At 60.5% G+C, this 16,531-nt stretch carries 21 protein-coding genes; 8 read left to right on the top strand and 13 right to left on the bottom strand.

Annotated features, from left to right (window positions below):
• Positions 1 to 4: 4 nt before the first annotated feature.
• Positions 5 to 583, top strand: a complete 579-nt coding sequence (locus tag C5L12_RS19465; RefSeq protein ID WP_425350813.1) for a LysE/ArgO family amino acid transporter — start codon at positions 5 to 7, stop codon at positions 581 to 583.
• 4 nt (positions 584 to 587) lie between these two features.
• On the opposite strand, the gene C5L12_RS28450 is transcribed toward C5L12_RS19465, so the two are convergent.
• From C5L12_RS28450 to C5L12_RS19455, 3 genes are all read right to left on the bottom strand, one after another.
• The gene (locus C5L12_RS28450) at positions 588 to 725 is read right to left on the bottom strand and encodes a hypothetical protein (protein WP_165924147.1); all 138 of its coding nucleotides are present in this window, start codon (positions 723 to 725) and stop codon (positions 588 to 590) included.
• A gap of 176 nt (positions 726 to 901) precedes the next feature.
• Positions 902 to 1,738 carry a CDP-diacylglycerol--serine O-phosphatidyltransferase gene (gene pssA / locus C5L12_RS19460; RefSeq protein ID WP_105373717.1) on the bottom strand — a complete coding sequence of 279 codons (837 nt, stop codon included), beginning with the start codon at positions 1,736 to 1,738 and terminating at the stop codon, positions 902 to 904.
• A gap of 19 nt (positions 1,739 to 1,757) precedes the next feature.
• Positions 1,758 to 2,456 (bottom strand): phosphatidylserine decarboxylase, encoded by a 699-nt coding sequence (locus C5L12_RS19455; RefSeq protein WP_105373762.1) that lies wholly within the window; start codon positions 2,454 to 2,456, stop codon positions 1,758 to 1,760.
• Between the two features lie 508 nt (positions 2,457 to 2,964).
• Between C5L12_RS19455 and C5L12_RS19450 the strand changes: the two genes are divergently transcribed.
• On the top strand, positions 2,965 to 3,162 hold the full coding sequence (locus C5L12_RS19450) for a hypothetical protein (protein ID WP_105373716.1): 198 nt from the start codon (positions 2,965 to 2,967) through the stop codon (positions 3,160 to 3,162).
• Between the two features lie 218 nt (positions 3,163 to 3,380).
• Here C5L12_RS19450 and C5L12_RS19445 read toward each other — a convergent pair whose 3' ends face one another.
• Together C5L12_RS19445 and C5L12_RS19440 are read right to left on the bottom strand one after the other, a co-directional pair.
• A complete protein-coding gene (locus C5L12_RS19445) occupies positions 3,381 to 5,270 on the bottom strand; it encodes an ABCB family ABC transporter ATP-binding protein/permease (protein WP_105373715.1) in 1,890 nt (629 codons plus the stop codon).
• A 183-nt stretch (positions 5,271 to 5,453) separates the two neighbouring features.
• Positions 5,454 to 5,822 carry a response regulator gene (locus C5L12_RS19440; protein ID WP_105373714.1) on the bottom strand — a complete coding sequence of 123 codons (369 nt, stop codon included), beginning with the start codon at positions 5,820 to 5,822 and terminating at the stop codon, positions 5,454 to 5,456.
• 193 nt (positions 5,823 to 6,015) lie between these two features.
• Between C5L12_RS19440 and C5L12_RS19435 the strand changes: the two genes are divergently transcribed.
• Positions 6,016 to 6,729: a Crp/Fnr family transcriptional regulator gene (locus C5L12_RS19435; protein WP_105373713.1), complete on the top strand. Its 714-nt coding sequence runs from the start codon at positions 6,016 to 6,018 to the stop codon at positions 6,727 to 6,729.
• Positions 6,730 to 6,844: 115 nt separating this feature from the next.
• On the opposite strand, the gene C5L12_RS19430 is transcribed toward C5L12_RS19435, so the two are convergent.
• The 3 genes from C5L12_RS19430 to C5L12_RS19420 all read right to left on the bottom strand — a co-directional run bounded on the left by C5L12_RS19430 (position 6,845) and on the right by C5L12_RS19420 (position 10,307).
• A complete protein-coding gene (locus tag C5L12_RS19430) occupies positions 6,845 to 7,429 on the bottom strand; it encodes a PH domain-containing protein (protein WP_105373712.1) in 585 nt (194 codons plus the stop codon).
• A 149-nt stretch (positions 7,430 to 7,578) separates the two neighbouring features.
• On the bottom strand, positions 7,579 to 7,983 hold the full coding sequence (locus C5L12_RS19425) for a VOC family protein (RefSeq protein WP_105373711.1): 405 nt from the start codon (positions 7,981 to 7,983) through the stop codon (positions 7,579 to 7,581).
• A gap of 545 nt (positions 7,984 to 8,528) precedes the next feature.
• A complete protein-coding gene (locus tag C5L12_RS19420; RefSeq protein ID WP_105373710.1) occupies positions 8,529 to 10,307 on the bottom strand; it encodes a LysM peptidoglycan-binding domain-containing protein in 1,779 nt (592 codons plus the stop codon).
• 212 nt (positions 10,308 to 10,519) lie between these two features.
• Between C5L12_RS19420 and C5L12_RS19415 the strand changes: the two genes are divergently transcribed.
• On the top strand, positions 10,520 to 11,125 hold the full coding sequence (locus C5L12_RS19415; RefSeq protein WP_105373709.1) for an LOG family protein: 606 nt from the start codon (positions 10,520 to 10,522) through the stop codon (positions 11,123 to 11,125).
• A gap of 31 nt (positions 11,126 to 11,156) precedes the next feature.
• Here the strand turns inward: C5L12_RS19415 and C5L12_RS19410 are convergent, their stop codons facing one another.
• Together C5L12_RS19410 and rarD are read right to left on the bottom strand one after the other, a co-directional pair.
• Positions 11,157 to 11,486 (bottom strand): DHCW motif cupin fold protein, encoded by a 330-nt coding sequence (locus C5L12_RS19410; protein WP_105373708.1) that lies wholly within the window; start codon positions 11,484 to 11,486, stop codon positions 11,157 to 11,159.
• A 17-nt stretch (positions 11,487 to 11,503) separates the two neighbouring features.
• Entirely contained in the window at positions 11,504 to 12,421 is a 918-nt protein-coding gene (rarD, locus tag C5L12_RS19405) for an EamA family transporter RarD (protein WP_105373707.1), read from the bottom strand.
• Between the two features lie 151 nt (positions 12,422 to 12,572).
• Between rarD and C5L12_RS19400 the strand changes: the two genes are divergently transcribed.
• From C5L12_RS19400 to C5L12_RS19385, 4 genes are all read left to right on the top strand, one after another.
• Complete coding sequence (locus tag C5L12_RS19400; RefSeq protein ID WP_105373706.1) at positions 12,573 to 13,448, top strand: protein-L-isoaspartate O-methyltransferase family protein; 876 nt, start codon at positions 12,573 to 12,575, stop codon at positions 13,446 to 13,448.
• 232 nt (positions 13,449 to 13,680) lie between these two features.
• Positions 13,681 to 14,130: a hypothetical protein gene (locus tag C5L12_RS19395; protein WP_105373705.1), complete on the top strand. Its 450-nt coding sequence runs from the start codon at positions 13,681 to 13,683 to the stop codon at positions 14,128 to 14,130.
• On the top strand, positions 14,127 to 14,762 hold the full coding sequence (locus C5L12_RS19390) for an OmpA family protein (protein ID WP_105373704.1): 636 nt from the start codon (positions 14,127 to 14,129) through the stop codon (positions 14,760 to 14,762). The genes C5L12_RS19395 and C5L12_RS19390 overlap by 4 nt, the downstream gene beginning before the upstream one ends.
• Before the next feature lies 1 nt (position 14,763).
• The gene (locus C5L12_RS19385) at positions 14,764 to 14,997 is read left to right on the top strand and encodes a hypothetical protein (RefSeq protein ID WP_105373703.1); all 234 of its coding nucleotides are present in this window, start codon (positions 14,764 to 14,766) and stop codon (positions 14,995 to 14,997) included.
• Between the two features lie 48 nt (positions 14,998 to 15,045).
• Here the strand turns inward: C5L12_RS19385 and C5L12_RS19380 are convergent, their stop codons facing one another.
• From C5L12_RS19380 to C5L12_RS19370, 3 genes are all read right to left on the bottom strand, one after another.
• The gene (locus C5L12_RS19380) at positions 15,046 to 15,267 is read right to left on the bottom strand and encodes a DUF4287 domain-containing protein (protein ID WP_105373702.1); all 222 of its coding nucleotides are present in this window, start codon (positions 15,265 to 15,267) and stop codon (positions 15,046 to 15,048) included.
• Positions 15,264 to 15,749, bottom strand: coding sequence for a VOC family protein (locus tag C5L12_RS19375; protein ID WP_105373701.1), 486 nt, complete (start codon positions 15,747 to 15,749; stop codon positions 15,264 to 15,266). The genes C5L12_RS19380 and C5L12_RS19375 overlap by 4 nt, the downstream gene beginning before the upstream one ends.
• Positions 15,750 to 15,906: 157 nt before the next feature.
• Entirely contained in the window at positions 15,907 to 16,527 is a 621-nt protein-coding gene (locus tag C5L12_RS19370) for a YdeI/OmpD-associated family protein (RefSeq protein ID WP_105373761.1), read from the bottom strand.
• Between the last annotated feature and the right edge of the window lie 4 nt (positions 16,528 to 16,531).

Genomic DNA, 16,531 nt, shown 5'->3' with positions numbered 1-16,531 from the left:
GAACCTGCTTTCTGCCGGCTTTTCCGGTTTCGCCCTCGGGGGCTCGCTGATCGTCGCGATCGGTGCCCAGAACGCCTTCATCCTGCGCCAGGGGTTGATCCGCAGCCACGTCTTCATCCTCTGCCTGATCTGCGCGCTGTCCGATGCATTGCTGATCGCCGCCGGCGTCGCCGGTCTCGGCACCATTGTTTCGCAATCGCCGGTTTTGATTTCGGTGGTGACGGCCTTCAGGCGCGCGGCAAAGCCGGGTGCCATGGTCGCCGGCGCTCCCGAAAGTCTCGGCCTGAAGGCGGCGGTGATGACTTGCCTTGCCTTCACCTTCCTCAATCCGCATGTCTATCTGGATACGGTCGTGCTGCTCGGCAGCCTGTCTGCAGCCTTCGAAGGCTTCGAACGGATCGCCTACGGCGCCGGTGCGGCGGTCGCCTCGTTCGCCTGGTTCTTCGGGCTGGGTTACGGCGCGCGCTTCCTGGCGCCGCTCTTTGCAAGACCCGCCGCCTGGCGGGTTCTGGATGTCGTCATCGGCGTGGTGATGGGCCTGCTCGCGCTGGGGCTCGTTTTGAGCTTCCTCGGCGGCAAATAGGCGATCAGCCGGCCGGTGTGAGCTTCGGCTTGCGCTTCAGCATCAGGGCTGCGGCAACCACGGCCTTGAGCGCCAGCGGGCGGTAAGGCGGGTTGATATCCTGCTTGGTGTCGGTCTTCTTGACTGGTTTTTCGCTGCTCATGGCTGTCTCCTCTCACACGCGAATCTTTTGTTTTTGCATTTGCGATCGCGCCTCTCCGCATTAAAGCGGGCAGAATCGTGGCTGAATAAGCCGGCACACTCGCCAGCTTTTCATAAAACCTGCATCTTGCGGGAAACTGTTGCGTGAAAGCTGCAACTTACCAAGTGCGGGGCCTGTCAGACGTTGGCGCTGTCGTCCTCGATGGTGATCGTGCCGTAGCGGCGGTGCCAGGCTCGCGCGCTAAAGGGCAGGACGCAGAGATAGGCGATAACCGTGATCGACAGCACCTCCCAGGTATAGCTCATCAGCAGAGCCACATAGAGCACCACGGCGAGCAGGATCGGCAGCATGAGGTCCCGCCGGATGCGGCTCGATTTGCCGGACCAGACCGGCAGGCGGGAGACGAGCAGATAGCCGATCAGGATCGTATAGGCGACGCTCCCATATACGAAGAGGGGGGAGGAGCCCAAACCCAGGAAACCGAGATAGACCGGCAGCAGCACCAGCATGGCGCCCATCGGCGCCGGCACGCCGACGAAGAATTCCGACTGCCAGGGCGCCTTGATATCACGGTCGGCCATAACGTTGAAACGGGCAAGACGCAGGCCGGCGGCGATCGCATAGAGCAGTCCCGCGATCCAGCCGATCGACTTGGCATTGTGCAGCAGGAAGGCATAGGAAACGAGCGCCGGCGCGACGCCGAAATTGATGATGTCGGCAAGCGAATCCATCTGCACCCCGAATTTCGATGTGGCCTTCAGGAGCCGCGCAATACGCCCGTCGATACCATCAAGGAAGGCGGCAAGCAGCACCATGGCGACCGCAAGCTCGTAGCGCCCCTCGAATGCCAGCCGAATGCCCGTCAGGCCCGCGCAGATGGCCAGCACCGTGATCAGGTTCGGCACCATGAGGCGCAGCGGAATCTCGCGCAGACGAGGCCCGCGGGCCTCGTCGTTCGGCCGGTTCGGCTCATGGGGGGAAGAGGTCGAGGCGTCGGGGGCTGGCGTCTCCATGATGCTGTCTCGTGCTCCTTTATACGCGGCGGCTGATGGTCGGACCCTTGGACGAACCGAATTCGGCAAGCACGGTTTCGCCGCCGAGGGCCAGTTGGCCGACCGAGACCCGTGGCTGGGCGCCGGCAGGCACGAAAACGTCTAGGCGCGACCCGAAGCGGATGAGGCCGAAGCGTTCGCCCGCGTTGACCGGTTCCGTCGGTTTCACCCAGCAGACGATGCGGCGCGCCACGAGACCGGCAATCTGCACGACACCGACCTTGCCGTGGCGGGTTTCGATGACCAGGCCGTTTCGCTCGTTGTCCTCGCTCGCCTTGTCGAGTTCGGCATTGATGAACTGGCCGGGGCGGTATTCGATGCGGGTCACCTGGCCGCGCACCGGCGAGCGGTTGATATGGCAGTCGAAGACATTCATGAACACCGAGATGCGCAGCATCGGCTCCGAGCCAAGCTCGAGCTCGGCCGGCGGCACGACGAAGGCGACATGCGAGATGCGGCCGTCGGCGGGGCTGAGCACGAGGTCGTCATCCTGAGGCACGGCGCGCTCGGGATCGCGGAAGAAATAGGCGCACCAGAGGGTCAGCACGAGGCCGATCCAGAACAGCGGTTCGGCGATCCAGCCGAGGATCAGCGAGGCGATGAAGAAGGCCGCCACGAAGACATAACCTTCCTTGTGGATCGGCACGAGCGTGTTGCGGATGGTGTCGAAGAGATTGATCAACCGTTTTCTCCTGGATGGTCAGCCCGAACTGACTACAGGGAAACCGTTTTTGCGGCAATGCGGTTCCGTCGCTCTGTGGCGAAGACCAGTACGGTCGCGTCGTCGCCATCGCATCGGCCTGAGCGATAGGACCCGCGCTGGTCCGCCCGAGCGCGAGCCCCATCCCCATGCCCCCAACGCAGTACTCACCAACAAAAAGAGGTGGCTCGACCGTTTTTCCCGTCCGAGCCACCAAGCAGTCTGTTGGCAATTGTGAGATAACAACCTCGCCGTCAATCGCGCGTGAAAGGCGCGTGAACGGGACCGCCATTCGTGCTCATTCGTGGTAATTTTCGGCAAAAAAAATGCAGGTGGATTGATCGGCGGAGGGAGAACCCGTCGCTGGGCTGAAGGAGAACCTACATCTATCGGACGACCTGCCAGACCGCCCGAAACCCGCTATTGATTGCGTCCGGCGCATTGCGCCGCGTGCCGCAAGAGATGACGCACCTGGACGGGAGGATGTATGACATATCTGCGCATTTGGATCGTAGCCACGGTTGCCTTCATGGCCTGCGCGGCAATCGTCACTGCCGGCTACTACGACATCGAGGGAACGGTTCCGGCAAGCCCGCCGGTCTATGTCGAGATGTGGGCAGGATGGATGGGCTTTATCACGGTGTCCGTCGCAGGCGTGAAGTGGCTGCTCGACTATCGTAAATGAGCCGTTCCTTCTGAAAAAAAAAGGACTAGGCGCGCCGCTCAGGGCCGAGCGGCCGGCAACTTCAGGGCTGCGGCGGGACCCAGCCCATCCAGGTCGTGAATGCCAGAAGCGGCGAGCTGTAAAATGTCAGGACGAGGAGATAGGCGAGCGCAATGGCGCCGAACACCGCCATTCTTTTCCAGGAAGATCGCATTGTTTTCCTTTTATCCGTGGAGAGCTTATTCCGCCGCCGGGGCGCCGCGCAGGATGATGCCGAGATCGTCGCTTTCGCGCACTTTCCTGAGCTGCTCTTCGGCCTGCACCGCCTCGCGCTGGCGGTTCCACATTGAGGCATAGAGCCCGTCCTGGGCGAGCAGCCCGGCATGGGTGCCACGCTCGGCGATCAGGCCGTCGCGCAGCACGATGATCTCGTCCGCATTGATGACGGTCGAAAGCCGGTGGGCGATGACCAGCGTCGTGCGATTCTTCGAAACCGTGTCCAGCGCCGACTGAATTTCATGCTCGGTCGTGGTGTCGAGCGCGGAGGTCGCCTCGTCGAGGATCAGGATCGGCGGGGCCTTGAGGATCGTGCGGGCAATCGCCACGCGCTGTTTCTCGCCGCCGGAAAGTTTCAAGCCGCGCTCGCCCACCTTCGTATCGAAACCTTCGGGAAGCGTGCGGATGAAATGGCTGATCTGCGCCACCTCGGCAGCCGTCTGGACCTCCTCTTCGGTCGCGCTCGGGCGACCGTAGCGAATGTTGTAGGCGACCGTGTCGTTGAAGAGGACGGTATCCTGCGGCACCATGCCGATAGCAGCCCGCAGCGAATGCTGAGTGACATCACGGACATCCTGGCCATCGATGGTGATCGTGCCGTCCTGGATATCATAGAAGCGGTAGAGCAGGCGGGAGATGGTCGACTTGCCGGCGCCCGACGGGCCGACGATCGCCACCGTCTTGCCGGCTGGCACGTCGAAGGAAACGCCCTTGAGGATCGGCCGCGCCGGATCATAGGAAAAATGCACGTCCCTGAACGCGATTGCCCCCTGGCGGATATCCAGTTTCTTCGCGTCCGGCCGGTCGACCACTTCCGGCTCCACCTCCAGAAGGTCGAACATCTGCTCGATGTCCGTCAGTCCCTGACGGATTTCGCGATAAACGAAGCCGATGAAATTGAGCGGCACGGAAAGCTGCATCAGCAGCGCGTTGACGAAGACGAAATCGCCGATCGTCTGCTCGCCGCGTTGCACGGCAAGCGCCGACATGACCATCATCACCGTCTGGCCGAGGCCGAAGATCACCCCCTGGCCGAAGTTCAGCCAGCCGAGCGAGGTCCAGACGTCGGTCGCGGCTTTTTCGTAGCGCGCCATCGACGTGTCGAAGCGCCTGGCCTCCATCTCCTCGTTGCCGAAATATTTAACCGTTTCGAAATTGAGGAGCGAATCGATCGCCTTTGTATTGGCGTCCGTATCGCTGTCGTTCATCGAGCGGCGGATGCCTATGCGCCAGTCGCTCGCCTTGATGGTGAACCAGATATAGAGCCAGACGGTCACGGCGGTGACGAGAACGTACCAGAAGCCATAGCTGACCCAGAAGATGATCGCCGTCAGCAGGAATTCCAGAAGCGTCGGCACGGAGTTGAGGATCGTGAAGCGCACGATCGTTTCGATCCCCTTGGTGCCGCGCTCGATGACGCGCGACAGCCCGCCCGTCTTGCGCTCGAGGTGAAAGCGCAGCGACAGCTGGTGCATATGGACGAAGGTACGGTAGGCGAGCTGGCGCACCGCATGTTGCCCAACCGAGGCAAACAGCGCGTCGCGGAGCTGGTTGAGCCCCACCTGCAGGATGCGGGTAAAATTATAGGCGATGACAAGGATGACGGCGCCGAGCAGGAAGGCCGGCAGGATCCCCGCCATGTCCAGCCTGCCGTTCAGCGCATCCGTTGCCCATTTGAAGAAATAGGGAACGGCGAGCAGCACGAACTTGGCGAGAAAAAGATAGAAGGTCGCCCAGAGCACGCGCGCCTTCAGATCCGCACGGCCCTCCGGCCACATATAGGGCCACAGGTTGACGAGGGTGCCGAGCGGATTGCTGGCATCCGCCGATACGGTCTTTTTCTTGTCCGCCATGAAAGTCTCCGCGAGGGCGCGTCAAAACGCCACCCGGCACATAAGGGTCGGAGGAGAATGTTGCAATGACGGTTTGATGAAACATGCGGCCCTCCGGCTCGCTATTGCGGTACAGGGCCCTTGCGGGGGAGGTGTGTGAACCTCAGCCGTCCGCCAGGCAGAAAGCGGGTGGAGCTTTGTTCCTCAGGCGCAATGAGCCTGCAGCAGGCACAAGCGGATGGCGTGGAGCAATTCGGTCGGGTCGGCCGGCTTGGAAATCCACTGACCGTGGAGAAACACGGCGTGGGCGTCGGACGGCTCGCTGTGGGCGCTGTGGACGACAAAGGGAATATTGCGCCTCACGAGGGTTTCCGCGATTTCAACGCATTCGCCGTCGCGCAGGAAGATGTCCAGGACGGCCGCGTCCGGTGATCTGTCAACCAGCCAGGCCTCCGCATCGCGACACGAAGCCATCATCACTGCCTCGCCCAAACCTGCATCGCGTAGCATTTCCTCAACGTCCCAAGAAACAAGCGGCTGATCTTCCAGCAGTAGGATCGTGGGGCGCTTCATAGCGGCTGATACCTCTTATTATCGCATCGAATATAATTGTCTTCCTATCGCAGGTCCGGCTTAGTCCGGTGTCGTACGGAGCGCTTCATTCGGCCTCATTGTTGATATATGGATCGTCATCGTCTGCTTTGAATAAAAAGGGCGCGGGCGACTAGGAGATGCATTTACTCTTGCCCCAGTGGAGGGCAAGACTATGCCGTCGCCGCAAAATTCCAATTTCAAGAACAGACTTCTTCGATTGCTTCCGGACACGGAGCTTTCACTATTTTCGTCTTCTCTGGAGAGGATCGAGCTCCCCAAAGACTTTCTTCTTGCGCCAGCTGGGGGAAGTATCGAACATGTCTACTTTCTCGAAAGCGGGCTTGCCTCGATTGTCTCGGTTTCAGCAGAGGGACAGAAGGCGGAAGCCGGAATGTTGGGGCGAGATGGATTTGCCCCAACGCCGCCCTCTGTGAGCAGCGCGAAAAGTTTGCATGAAGTCCTAATTCAGTCTCCAGGTTGGGGTCACCGCCTCGACATTGCGACCTTTGGGCATGCGCTTGCAAAAAGCCGCCCCTTCGCGGACCTGCTGGCGAAATCAGTACATGTTCTGGCCACTCAAGTGAGTTATACCGCCCTCTCCAATGCTGTGCATCAGGTCGATGAGCGGCTGGCGCGATGGCTGCTGATGGCGCAGGATCGTGTCGGCGGGTCGGAACTGGCTATCACCCACGAGTACATCGCGCTGATGCTGGCGGTTAGACGTCCGAGCGTCACCACGGCTCTTCATGTGCTGGAAGGAAACGGGTTCATCCGTTCCGAACGCGGCCTTATCGTCATCAAAAACCGCGAGGCGATGAAGGATTATGCCCGGGACGCCTATGGCAGGCCCGAGGAGGAGTATCGGGAGCTTCTGGGGGAAATGTGAGCGCCGGGCGCAGATCCAGCGCAAGCCTCAAGGACGGCGCGTTGCCAGGAAGGGACCGATCAAGGCTTCCAGCCTGCCAAACATTGGGGAGCGCCTGATCGCAGACCTGGTCTTTTCAACGCACCAAAGGTCGGATGTGCTCGTAGCTGACGATGACTTGGTTGCTGGTGCCTTCGTCATAGATCTTTGCAAGGGTCACATGAAGATCGGGTGAATAAAGAACGCTCAGGTTTTCGGTCGTCCTCCCGTTCTGCTTTGTTTCCTGTTTTACACGAAACACGTCATACTTGCAGCGACCGAGGGCGACCGTTTCCTCTGCTGTAACGGTGAGTTCCAGCACCCAGTCGTCCGCTGATCGCTTCGCGTCAAAGGGCACGAAATTGATAGTATGACGATCACCCTTCTTGAGGGGAAGGATGTTGCTCAGATCCGATAGGGGATATCTGGCATATCTTTCCTTTCGATCCTCAAGGGAAAGATCGAACAGTCCTTCGAACGAATAGACGATCTGCTTGTCCGGTCCACCAAAAGAGGTGATTATTTGGACAAGGGGTCCTTTAGTTTTCCGAAATTCACTCAGCGCTTCAAGGCGCCCGAGTATGAAACCGTTCTTTGCCGTTTTCGACGACGGGCAGTCCGCTGCTTGGGCGATCGTGGGCAATAACGCGGCGGCCAGAAGAGTACGCCTGAAAAGGCTCATCATTGTCCTCACAAGTTGTAAGAATGGCAGACTGATACATACTCACCATTGTCGATGTCCAGTAGTGCCTTTGCGTTATCCGCCGAGCGGACGTTCCGTTCGGGAGATGTAATGCCAAACCCGAGTTGGGCGACAGCAGCGGTGGAGGTTCACGCTCTCCCGTCCGTAAACTCAATCAGATCCCACAGGTTGCCGTAGAGGTCCTTGAAGACTGCCACGATTCCGTAGTCGGCCTCCTTCGGCTCCCGGACAAATTCGATGCCGCCTCCCACCAGGTTGTTGTAGTCCCGCCAAAAATCGTCCGTGCGCAGGAACAGGAAAACCCGGCCGCCAGCCTGGTCGCCGATGTATTCGCTCTGATGGGCCGTGGAGGCGCGGGCAAGCAGCAGCGACGTGCTGCCGGCTCCTTGCGGCTTGACGACCACCCATCGCTTGTCCTGTTCCGGCTGATAGGTGTCTTCCATCAGGACGAAGCCCAGTTTGTTGACGTAGAAGTCGATCGCCTCGTCATAGTCGCGAACGACAAGGGCGATCAGCGCGAGTGTCTGGTTCATCTTTGGCTCTCCTGCTTGAGCACCGGCCTGGAGCGGCGGGCGGGCGATCGGCAAGCTATTTGAAGCAGGCATAGGCCGCAATCGTCGGGATCTGCGTTGCTGGCAACGTCTTGCTGAGTTGCATCGTTTTGCCTTGTTCCAGCCAGGAAGGTGCAAACACCTTCATCCGCGCCGGACATCTCCGGGGCGGTGGAATGGGGAATGGGGCAAGCGGGGTATTCGGGGTATTGGTATTTCAGGCTTTCCGCCTGCCCCGGCTGCGTCTGGCGCTTTTCGGAGGATTTCCCAGCCCTCCGTTTTCGCCTTGCGCAGCCGTCATCGGAAACCGAGTTTCGAACCCGTGGATGCGACCGGTTCCGGAACCCGATTTCCCATCCGATGACGCTATGATTGTTGCGCAAGTCCGGAAGGCGGGGACGAGGTGGGGAAGAAAAAGCCGTTAAGCGATTGAGACGTGACGAAAGAATTTTGGAGCGCCGGAAATTTATCCCCTCCCGGCAAGGCCGGAAGGGTGTCTCTTCAACGGTTGGGACGCAGGCGGCCGGTTACGATCGCTTCGGGCGCAGGCGCTGCCGATGCAGCTCTTCCGAATCGGGGCGGTACTCCTCCGGCACGCCGAAGATCTGGCCTGGCTGGATGATGTCCGGGTTGCCGATCTGATCCTGGTTGGCGAGGTAGATCGTCGTGTAGCGGACGCCCTGGCCGTAGAGGCGGCGGGAAATCTGCCACAGCGTGTCGCCGCGGCGGATGATCACGGAGTTGCGCTCGCTCTGGGTGAGCGGCGCCTGCTGGATCGTCTTGGCGCCGGCAGTGTCGCCTGTGCCGGCGGCAGCCATTTCGGCACCGCTCTTGAGCTGGTAGGCGATGACAGGACCGACCGCCTTGCCGACCATGCCGGCGATCTGATTGAGGCCGGCGCCAAAGGTTGCCGCATCTTTCGGCAAGGCGTCGAGCGCCGCCAGTGCCGCTGCGGCGTCCTTGGCGGCGGCGTCGGTGATCGGACGGGCGGCGGCCGATGCGTCTGCCGGCAGCTGATATTCTGCCAGCGACTTCAGCGCGATGCCGGTGGCTGAGCGGGCGGCGGCGACCTCTTCGGCTGTCGGCGTCTTGCCTCCCTCATAGAGGCCCTTGAGGAGGTTGAAGGCGCGGGCCGTCTCGCTGCGCAGCTTGTCGAAGGCGCCGCCATCGACACCGCTCATCGAGGTCGAGACCGACGAGCCGGCAACTGCGGCAACCTGTTCGCCCGCCGGGCGGTTGAACGGCACTTCGACGCGCAACAGCGCCTGGCCGGCGGCAGAAAGGGATTCGACGCTGATCCGGTGATCGCCGACCGAAAGGTCCGTCAGCCCCTCGATCACGAAGCTGCCGTCCTGGCCGGCCTTCGCATTGCCTACCGGCTTGCCGTCGGCCTCGCCGCGAAGGGACGCTCCCGGTTTCGCGACGCCGGCGATGAAAAGCTTGGCGCCTTCGATCTCGACGGCGGTCACCCGCAGATCGGCGGAAGCGCCGTTGTCGGGGACGGGCGAGGCAGCGCCGACATTCGGTGCCGAGGAGGCAAGGTTCGAGGAGGCTGCAGGCAGGCCAGGCAGCGCTCCGGCGGCATCGGAGACCGCAGCGGCGGGCGCAGACGCGGGAGAGATCGTCGCCGGCAGGCCGGCTCCTGGCTGCGATGCCTGGGGCTGCGACGGAGAGGCCGGGTTCTGCCCCGGCATGGTCATCACCCGGCTTGCCTTGCCCGGTTTGGTCACCATGGCAAGCAGCTCGCCGCTCTTGTCGGCGGGAACGGAAACGGTCGCGGTCTCTTCCGACGTGACGGCGGTGCCGTCTTTGCCGATCGCCTTCAGCACGAGCTGGTGGTCGCCGGGCGGCAGCGGATTGTCGAGCACGACCGCGAAATCGCCGCTCGGGCCGACATCGACTTTGGCAATGACGGCGGCACCATTGGTGATTTCAAGCTTGGAATTCGGCTGGGCGCGGCCCGCGATCACGGTCGAGCCGTCCGGTTCGACGCGCAGCACGTCGAAGGAGGGTGTCGCAGCCGCAGCCTGGGTGGCCGGTTGCGTGGACGAGGCTGCAGCGTCGGGTTTTGTGGAAGAGGATGAGGCAGAAGCCGCCGCCTGATCGCCCGTCTTGGGCGCTTCCGGCGCCTTGGCCGTCTGCTGCGGATCGGTGATTGCTTCCTTAACGGCGTCGCCTGCGGCATTGATCGCTTCGCCGATCGGCTTTGCGTCCTGGCTGATCCTCGGCAATACGAAGAACACCATCAGAAGCGATGCAGCGGCAAGTACGATCAGGGCCAGCAAGCCCGCACGGTTTTTTATCATCAATGTCTCTCCCGACGGGCCTCAAAAGTCCTTCCGGCAGAAGGATCCGGATCAAAGGAACTAGGCCTAGCGTCGCATATTCGGATTAACCCTTTCCTCCTGTCTTCACAAGCTTTTCACGGTATAAACCCTTGCTCTTCCGGGTGTTTCCCGTCAATTTCGACATTCGGGCATGCCTATGCCTCCCTTTGAATGCGTGACGGAGAAAACTTGTGCCGATTCGATCCATCTGCGTCTATTGCGGCTCGCAACCCGGACGTGACCCCGCCTATATCGCGGCGGGCCGCGCGCTCGGGAAATCCATTGCCGCCCACGGGCTTCGGCTGGTTTATGGCGGAGGCACCAAGGGCATCATGGGCGCGGTCGCGGCCGGCGTTCTGTCGAGCGGCGGTCAGGTTACCGGCATCATTCCCGAATTTCTTGTCGATATGGAGGCGACCCGTCATTCGCTGGGTCAGCTCGACGAATTGATCGTGACCGAGGACATGCATGCCCGCAAGCACAAGATGTTCGAGCGCTCCGACGCTTTCGTGACCCTTCCGGGCGGCATCGGCACGCTGGAGGAGATCGTCGAGATCATGACCTGGGCGCAGCTTGGCCGGCACGAAAAACCGATGGTTTTTGCCAATATCGGCGGCTTCTGGGACCCGATGCTGGACCTCATCCATCACATGCGCGAACAGGGCTTCATCCACCGCGCTCATCTCGTGCAGCCGCTCGTCATTCCCGATATCGAGGATATCGTCCCGGCGATCCTCGAACATGGCCAGGACCGCGGCCGCCTGGGCGGCGAGGAGTCGGTGATTTCGCGTCTGTGAGACGTGCGGGCTCTGGCGCGAGAACCCGGCTTCAGTCGACGATGAAGAGTTTCGCGCCGGTCTCCGTCGAGGAGCGGTGCGGCTCGGCGTCGTCTGCCACCTGATAGCTCATGCCGGGGTTCAGGGTAAAAATGCGGCCGTCGGCTAGTTCGGTGGTCAGTTCGCCTTCAAGGCAGAGCAGGATATGGCCCTTGACGCACCAGTGGTCCGCCAGATAGCCCGGCGTATACTCCACCATCCGGACCCTGATGCCGCCGAAATGACGTGTCTGCCAGACGGCAAGGCCGGTCTCGCCACTGTGCTCCGTTTTGGGCACGGCGCTCCAGTCGGTGGTGCCGAAGGGAATATCGCTGATCTGCATGGCTCTCTCCGGAGGGGTCAGGCCCTGCTGCCGCGCGTCTGGCGCCGCATCGACCAGGTGTAGATGATAAGTGCCGACCAGATGAGAACGAAGGCGCCGAGCTTCACGAGGCTGAGCGGCTCGTGGAAGATGAAGACGGCGATCAGGAAGATCATCGTCGGCGCGATATATTGCATGATCGCGATCGTTGAGAGGGTCAGGAGCTTGGCGCCGTTGGCATACATGATCAGCGGCACCGCGGTCACCAGTCCGCTTACCAGCAGCAGCAGGCTGTCGGAAAGCCCCGTCTGCATCAGGTGGCCTTGACCGCTGGTTTCGAGATAGATGATGTAAAACAGGCAAGGCAGGCTGAGGATTGCGACTTCCAGGAAGAAGCCCTGGTTAGGCCCGACCGGCAGGGTTTTGCGGAAAAAGGCATAGAATCCCCAGCTGACCGTCAATATCAGCGAAACCCAGGGAAGTCCGCCCGCATCGATGGTGAGGATCGCGACTGCCGCCGCCACCAGCCCGATCGCTGCCAGCTGGACGGCGGAAAGCTTTTCCTTCAGCAGCACCGCTGCCAGGAAGATGCTGAAGAGCGGATTGATGAAATAGCCGAGCGCGGTATCGAGCGCGCGACCGACGCTGATTGCCCAGATATAGGTCATCCAGTTGACGCTGATCAGCGCGGCGGTAAGGCCGGCCATCGCCAGCGTTCTGGGCGAGCGGATCGCGGCCTTAAGGTCGCCCGTGCGACCGAGGGCCAGCAGCACGATGCCGGCGACAGGTACAGACCAGATCACACGGTGGGAAAGCACCTCCAGCGCCGGAATGTGGGCGACGGCCTTCATGTAGATCGGCAGGAACCCCCACAGGAAATAGGCTGCCAGCCCGAAAGCGAAGCCGCGCGGCGTATCCTCGTTCTTGACGGGAGCCGGAATGGTATCGGTAGCCATGAGGGTGTTTCCAACATTTTGTTCTGTGATTGCCCGGTCTAAACGAATAGGTTGAGTTGAACCAATTCATTTCGGTGAAGGATCCATGACCTGTCACGATTTTATGGGCTTCAGATCGTATCGTCGCAGTGTCGTAAAAGTGGAGTGTTGAATGGCTTTCGAAGATGCGCCGCTGCACCGCCAGTTTTATGCCAGGCAGATATTGGCGAAGGCGGGAGTTGCCGACAGCGACCGGCTGCTGTCGGCATTTGCAGCCGTCGCGCGGGAGGATTTCGTCGGGCCGCCGCCCTGGCTCTACAACGACTTCCGCAACTATAGGCAGCTGGCTTCCAGCGATCCCGTTGTTCTCTATCAGGACGCGCTGATCGGCATCGACGTCAAGCGCGGCGTCAACAACGGCATGCCCTCGCTGCATGCGGGCGCCCTTCACGCGCTTGGAATCAGGGAAGGGGAGACGGTTGCCCATCTGGGCGCCGGAACGGGATATTATACGGCGATCATCGCCGAGCTTGTCGGCCCCTCGGGGCGGATCGTCGCGGTCGAATATGACGAGGCACTGGCGCAAAGCGCGCGAAAGAACCTTGCCGCCTATCCTCAGGTCGAAGTCTTTACGGGCGATGCGACCGAATGGCCGACGGAGGATGCGGATGTCATCTACGCCAATTTCGCGCTCGACCACCCGCCCGAAGCCTGGATCGACAATCTTGATATCGGCGGACGGCTGCTGTTTCCACTCGGCGTGCCGGCGATCGAGAACGGCCAGCCGACCGGCTTCACCCGCCGGGCCGGGTTTCTTCTCATCGACCGGCGGCGGGCGACAAGCTTCGGCGCGCGCTTCCTGCAGCCGGTTTCCTTCGTCTGGGCGGAGGGACAGGAACCCCCTCCCGCCGGCCGCCATGAGCGGCTTGCCGAGGCATTCCAGAGCCGACGGGGCTACCGGGTGCGCAGTTTTCGCTGGCAAACACCGCCTGAAGGGGAGGAATGGTATGGCGAAGAGGACTGGGGACTTTCGTTCGAGGAGGTTTGAGGGGGAGGGGCGTGTTTTTTGCGCGAGATCGCTCGACGCCACGCCATTCTTGCTGCTGCCACATCGGGCTCTTCACCCACTTATTTGAGAGTTGGGTCCGCCCCTCCCAGTACCGACTCTTTACAGCCCGACGTTGAAAACAGGGAGCGACTTAGGTAGCAAGGAAACTCGCGATCGTCTCCGTCACCAGGGGATATAGCGATGTTTTCGGTTTGTGCGGCAGGAGGCGTTTTTGCTGAAAAATCTGGTTTTTATCACGACAATGTTCTTCAACAGTATTGCGCTAGCGGAAGAGCAGAACGTCTTGCTATCAGGGGGACAGGTTAGCGTGCCGGTCGGCCTCACCGTACAGGTCAAGGCCCTAACCGTTGGCAGTGATGCAACGAAAGTTCGCCTCCAGGCGAGCTTTGACAGCCACAAGACCAACTTCGTCAACATGAACGATCAGGAGAACGCCTACATATCCTGGGGCGACGGGGAGCAGGACCGCCTGCACATGCGCCAGATCGCAGACAACAAGTGGATGAGGGTCGTCAACGGGACGACGATGGAAGGCGATCTTATTTTTCCCGGTGTCATTCCTGCAGGCGTCACGAAGATAGCACTCGTCTTTAATGCGGGAAATTCAGGTGATGACACAAATGCGCCAGGGGTGACGATCCCGTTGGAACTGAAGAAATGAGGGCAGCTGTCATCCTTGCTCTCCTCATGGCCACTCCGGCCACCGGGTCGGACTACTCGGTAACGATCATCGGCGAGTCCCTGGGGGAGCAGCAATCGGTATTTCGCGAAATGGAGTTTCCGGGGTCGACGTTTGCCGAGGAAATGCAGCCGAGCAGCGGATCGTTTTCAACGGCAGGCTCCTCGTTTGGATTGCAAGATATGAATGAGGAGACCCGGGTGAGGACGGAAGCGGCCCTTTCCGAACTCGGCGCCAGACCGGAAGGCGGTCGCATTATCGTCGACCTGCCGAGCGATATCCTTTTCGACTTTGACAAGGCGGACATTCGGCCCGACGCGCGTCCGGTTCTTTCGAAGCTGGCCGAAGTTTTGAGCGCGATGAAGGAAAGCCGCGTTTCCATTATCGGCCACACAGATTCCAAAGGAAGCGATGATTATAACGACCGCCTCTCGAACCGCCGGGCAATTTCGGTAAAAAACTGGCTTTCAGAAAGCGGCGTGACGTCAGAAATGACGACAGAGGGAAAAGGTGAACGATTCCCTGTCGCGCCCAATAATACGGCGGACGGTATGGATGATCCAAGGGGCCGGCAGTTGAACCGCCGCGTCCAGTTTATCATTGGAGACGAATGACATGGCGCTGACGGTTTGCCCTGAATGCGACGGCAAGGTGTCCGACAAGGCTTTCGCTTGCCCGGCATGCGGCTATCCACTGGGACAGCAAACAGGCGGACGTGCCTGGCCCGCCGTGCTTGGTGGGGTGGCGGGAACATATATTTCGGCGCAGGCGCTGGTTACGATCATGGTCGGAAGTATCATGTTCATCGCTTTTGCCGCCATCATGATCGTCGCCGTTTTGAGTTCGTAGCAAAGTCGCTTAGATTTAGAATGGGCGCTCCACCTCACGCCCGCTCCGTCACGAAGCGGCCCGCTTGTCTTCCGCAAGCGTATGAGCCACGAGGGCATTTGCATGTCCGTGGCCCATTCCGTGTTCGTTCTTCAGAAAGTCGACAAGCTCCATGTGCCTGGCGGGGTAGCGCTGTCTTACCAACGCTTGCCAGTCACCGATAGAACGGCCGTATTTCTTCTCGATCGATGGAAAATAGGAAGCGGGTCCTTTGATCTTCTCGGCAGTCATGGCGCGCCTTTGCCTTTTCGTGCCGCATCGATCACGGCCACGTCGATTTTCCGCATGGTCATCATCGCGTCGAATGCGCGTTTGGCTTCTTCGCCACCCGCCGCAAGCGCGTCGGTCAGGATACGAGGTGTGATCTGCCAGGATATACCCCATTTGTCCTTGCACCAGCCGCATTCGCTTTCCTGACCGCCATTGCCGACGATGGCGTTCCAGTAGCGGTCCGTTTCCTCCTGATCCTCGGTGCTGATCTGGAACGAGAAGGCTTCACTATGCTTGAACGCCGGGCCGCCGTTCAATCCGATGCAGGCCACACCTGCCACGGTGAATTCGACGACCAGGACGTCGCCCTCTTCTCCGCTGGGATAGTTGCCGGGCGCGCGGATGACGGCTCCGACCTTGCTGTCCGGAAAGGTATCGGCATAGAAGCGGGCCGCGTCCTCCGCGTCCTTGTTGTACCACAGGCAAATGGTGTTCTTAGACATCGTGTCGTCCTCCTGGTGGTTGTCCTTCAGGTCTGATCCCGACCTGGTAACAAGATGACGTACCAGCCACCCCCGATCCGACATCGTGATCGAGATCGTCGCAATTTTTTTTACCCGTCTCGCCGCTGCGAGCCGATTGGCACCTGCGAAACTTGCCTTACCGCTCCAATGCGCCTTTTCCAGCGAGGATGTGGTCGCGGAACTTTGCAATCCGTGAAATTCGTGTTTCCGACTTCTTCACAGAATTGAGATTGATCGCATAGCTTTTCTTTCGCCCTGGCGTCAGGCCGTGAAAGGCTTCTGCCAGCTCGGGATCGGAATCCAGCGCCTCGACGAGTTCATCGGGCAATTCGATTTCGCTTTCCTCTTTCGGCGGTTTGATGCCGGCCTGCGCATAGTCCATCGCCTCCTTCAGATAGGAAAGGATGACCGGCTCCATCTTTGTCACCTGTGCATTGTCCACAAAGCGGATCATGTCCGGATGCTTGGTATTCGGCCCCTGCTTTTCGAGCACGCCTTCGGGGTCCTTCATCAGTGCCGCATGGAAGAAGCTGAGGCGAAAATCGCCGCGGAAGGCGCCGATGATGACGATATTGCGGCCCGCATGCATATAGCAGGGATGCCCCCATTTGACCGTCTCGACGAGGCCTGAGGCAAGGCAGATCCGGCGAAGCTCGTTCAGTCCGTGAGCCCATTGCCGCGTCGAGCAATCAGCTGTCGCAAAGCGGTCGCAGCGTCCGCATCCTTTCGAGAAAAAGTCCTCGATCTCGGTGATCATTTCC

The sequence above is a fragment of the Neorhizobium huautlense genome (genome assembly GCF_002968575.1).
GTDB classification, from domain to species: domain Bacteria; phylum Pseudomonadota; class Alphaproteobacteria; order Rhizobiales; family Rhizobiaceae; genus Neorhizobium; species Neorhizobium huautlense.
This window is presented reverse-complemented; position numbering and strand designations above follow the sequence as displayed.

Coding starts and splice junctions, on each gene's coding strand:
- C5L12_RS28450 (WP_165924147.1), bottom strand. CDS start 725: ATGAGCAGCGAAAAACCAGTCAAGAAGACCGACACCAAGCAGGATATC.
- pssA (WP_105373717.1), bottom strand. CDS start 1,738: ATGGAGACGCCAGCCCCCGACGCCTCGACCTCTTCCCCCCATGAGCCG.
- C5L12_RS19450 (WP_105373716.1), top strand. CDS start 2,965: ATGACATATCTGCGCATTTGGATCGTAGCCACGGTTGCCTTCATGGCC.
- C5L12_RS19445 (WP_105373715.1), bottom strand. CDS start 5,270: ATGGCGGACAAGAAAAAGACCGTATCGGCGGATGCCAGCAATCCGCTC.
- C5L12_RS19440 (WP_105373714.1), bottom strand. CDS start 5,822: ATGAAGCGCCCCACGATCCTACTGCTGGAAGATCAGCCGCTTGTTTCT.
- C5L12_RS19435 (WP_105373713.1), top strand. CDS start 6,016: ATGCCGTCGCCGCAAAATTCCAATTTCAAGAACAGACTTCTTCGATTG.
- C5L12_RS19430 (WP_105373712.1), bottom strand. CDS start 7,429: ATGAGCCTTTTCAGGCGTACTCTTCTGGCCGCCGCGTTATTGCCCACG.
- C5L12_RS19425 (WP_105373711.1), bottom strand. CDS start 7,983: ATGAACCAGACACTCGCGCTGATCGCCCTTGTCGTTCGCGACTATGAC.
- C5L12_RS19420 (WP_105373710.1), bottom strand. CDS start 10,307: ATGATAAAAAACCGTGCGGGCTTGCTGGCCCTGATCGTACTTGCCGCT.
- C5L12_RS19410 (WP_105373708.1), bottom strand. CDS start 11,486: ATGCAGATCAGCGATATTCCCTTCGGCACCACCGACTGGAGCGCCGTG.
- rarD (WP_105373707.1), bottom strand. CDS start 12,421: ATGGCTACCGATACCATTCCGGCTCCCGTCAAGAACGAGGATACGCCG.
- C5L12_RS19400 (WP_105373706.1), top strand. CDS start 12,573: ATGGCTTTCGAAGATGCGCCGCTGCACCGCCAGTTTTATGCCAGGCAG.
- C5L12_RS19390 (WP_105373704.1), top strand. CDS start 14,127: ATGAGGGCAGCTGTCATCCTTGCTCTCCTCATGGCCACTCCGGCCACC.
- C5L12_RS19385 (WP_105373703.1), top strand. CDS start 14,764: ATGGCGCTGACGGTTTGCCCTGAATGCGACGGCAAGGTGTCCGACAAG.
- C5L12_RS19380 (WP_105373702.1), bottom strand. CDS start 15,267: ATGACTGCCGAGAAGATCAAAGGACCCGCTTCCTATTTTCCATCGATC.
- C5L12_RS19375 (WP_105373701.1), bottom strand. CDS start 15,749: ATGTCTAAGAACACCATTTGCCTGTGGTACAACAAGGACGCGGAGGAC.
- C5L12_RS19370 (WP_105373761.1), bottom strand. CDS start 16,527: ATGATCACCGAGATCGAGGACTTTTTCTCGAAAGGATGCGGACGCTGC.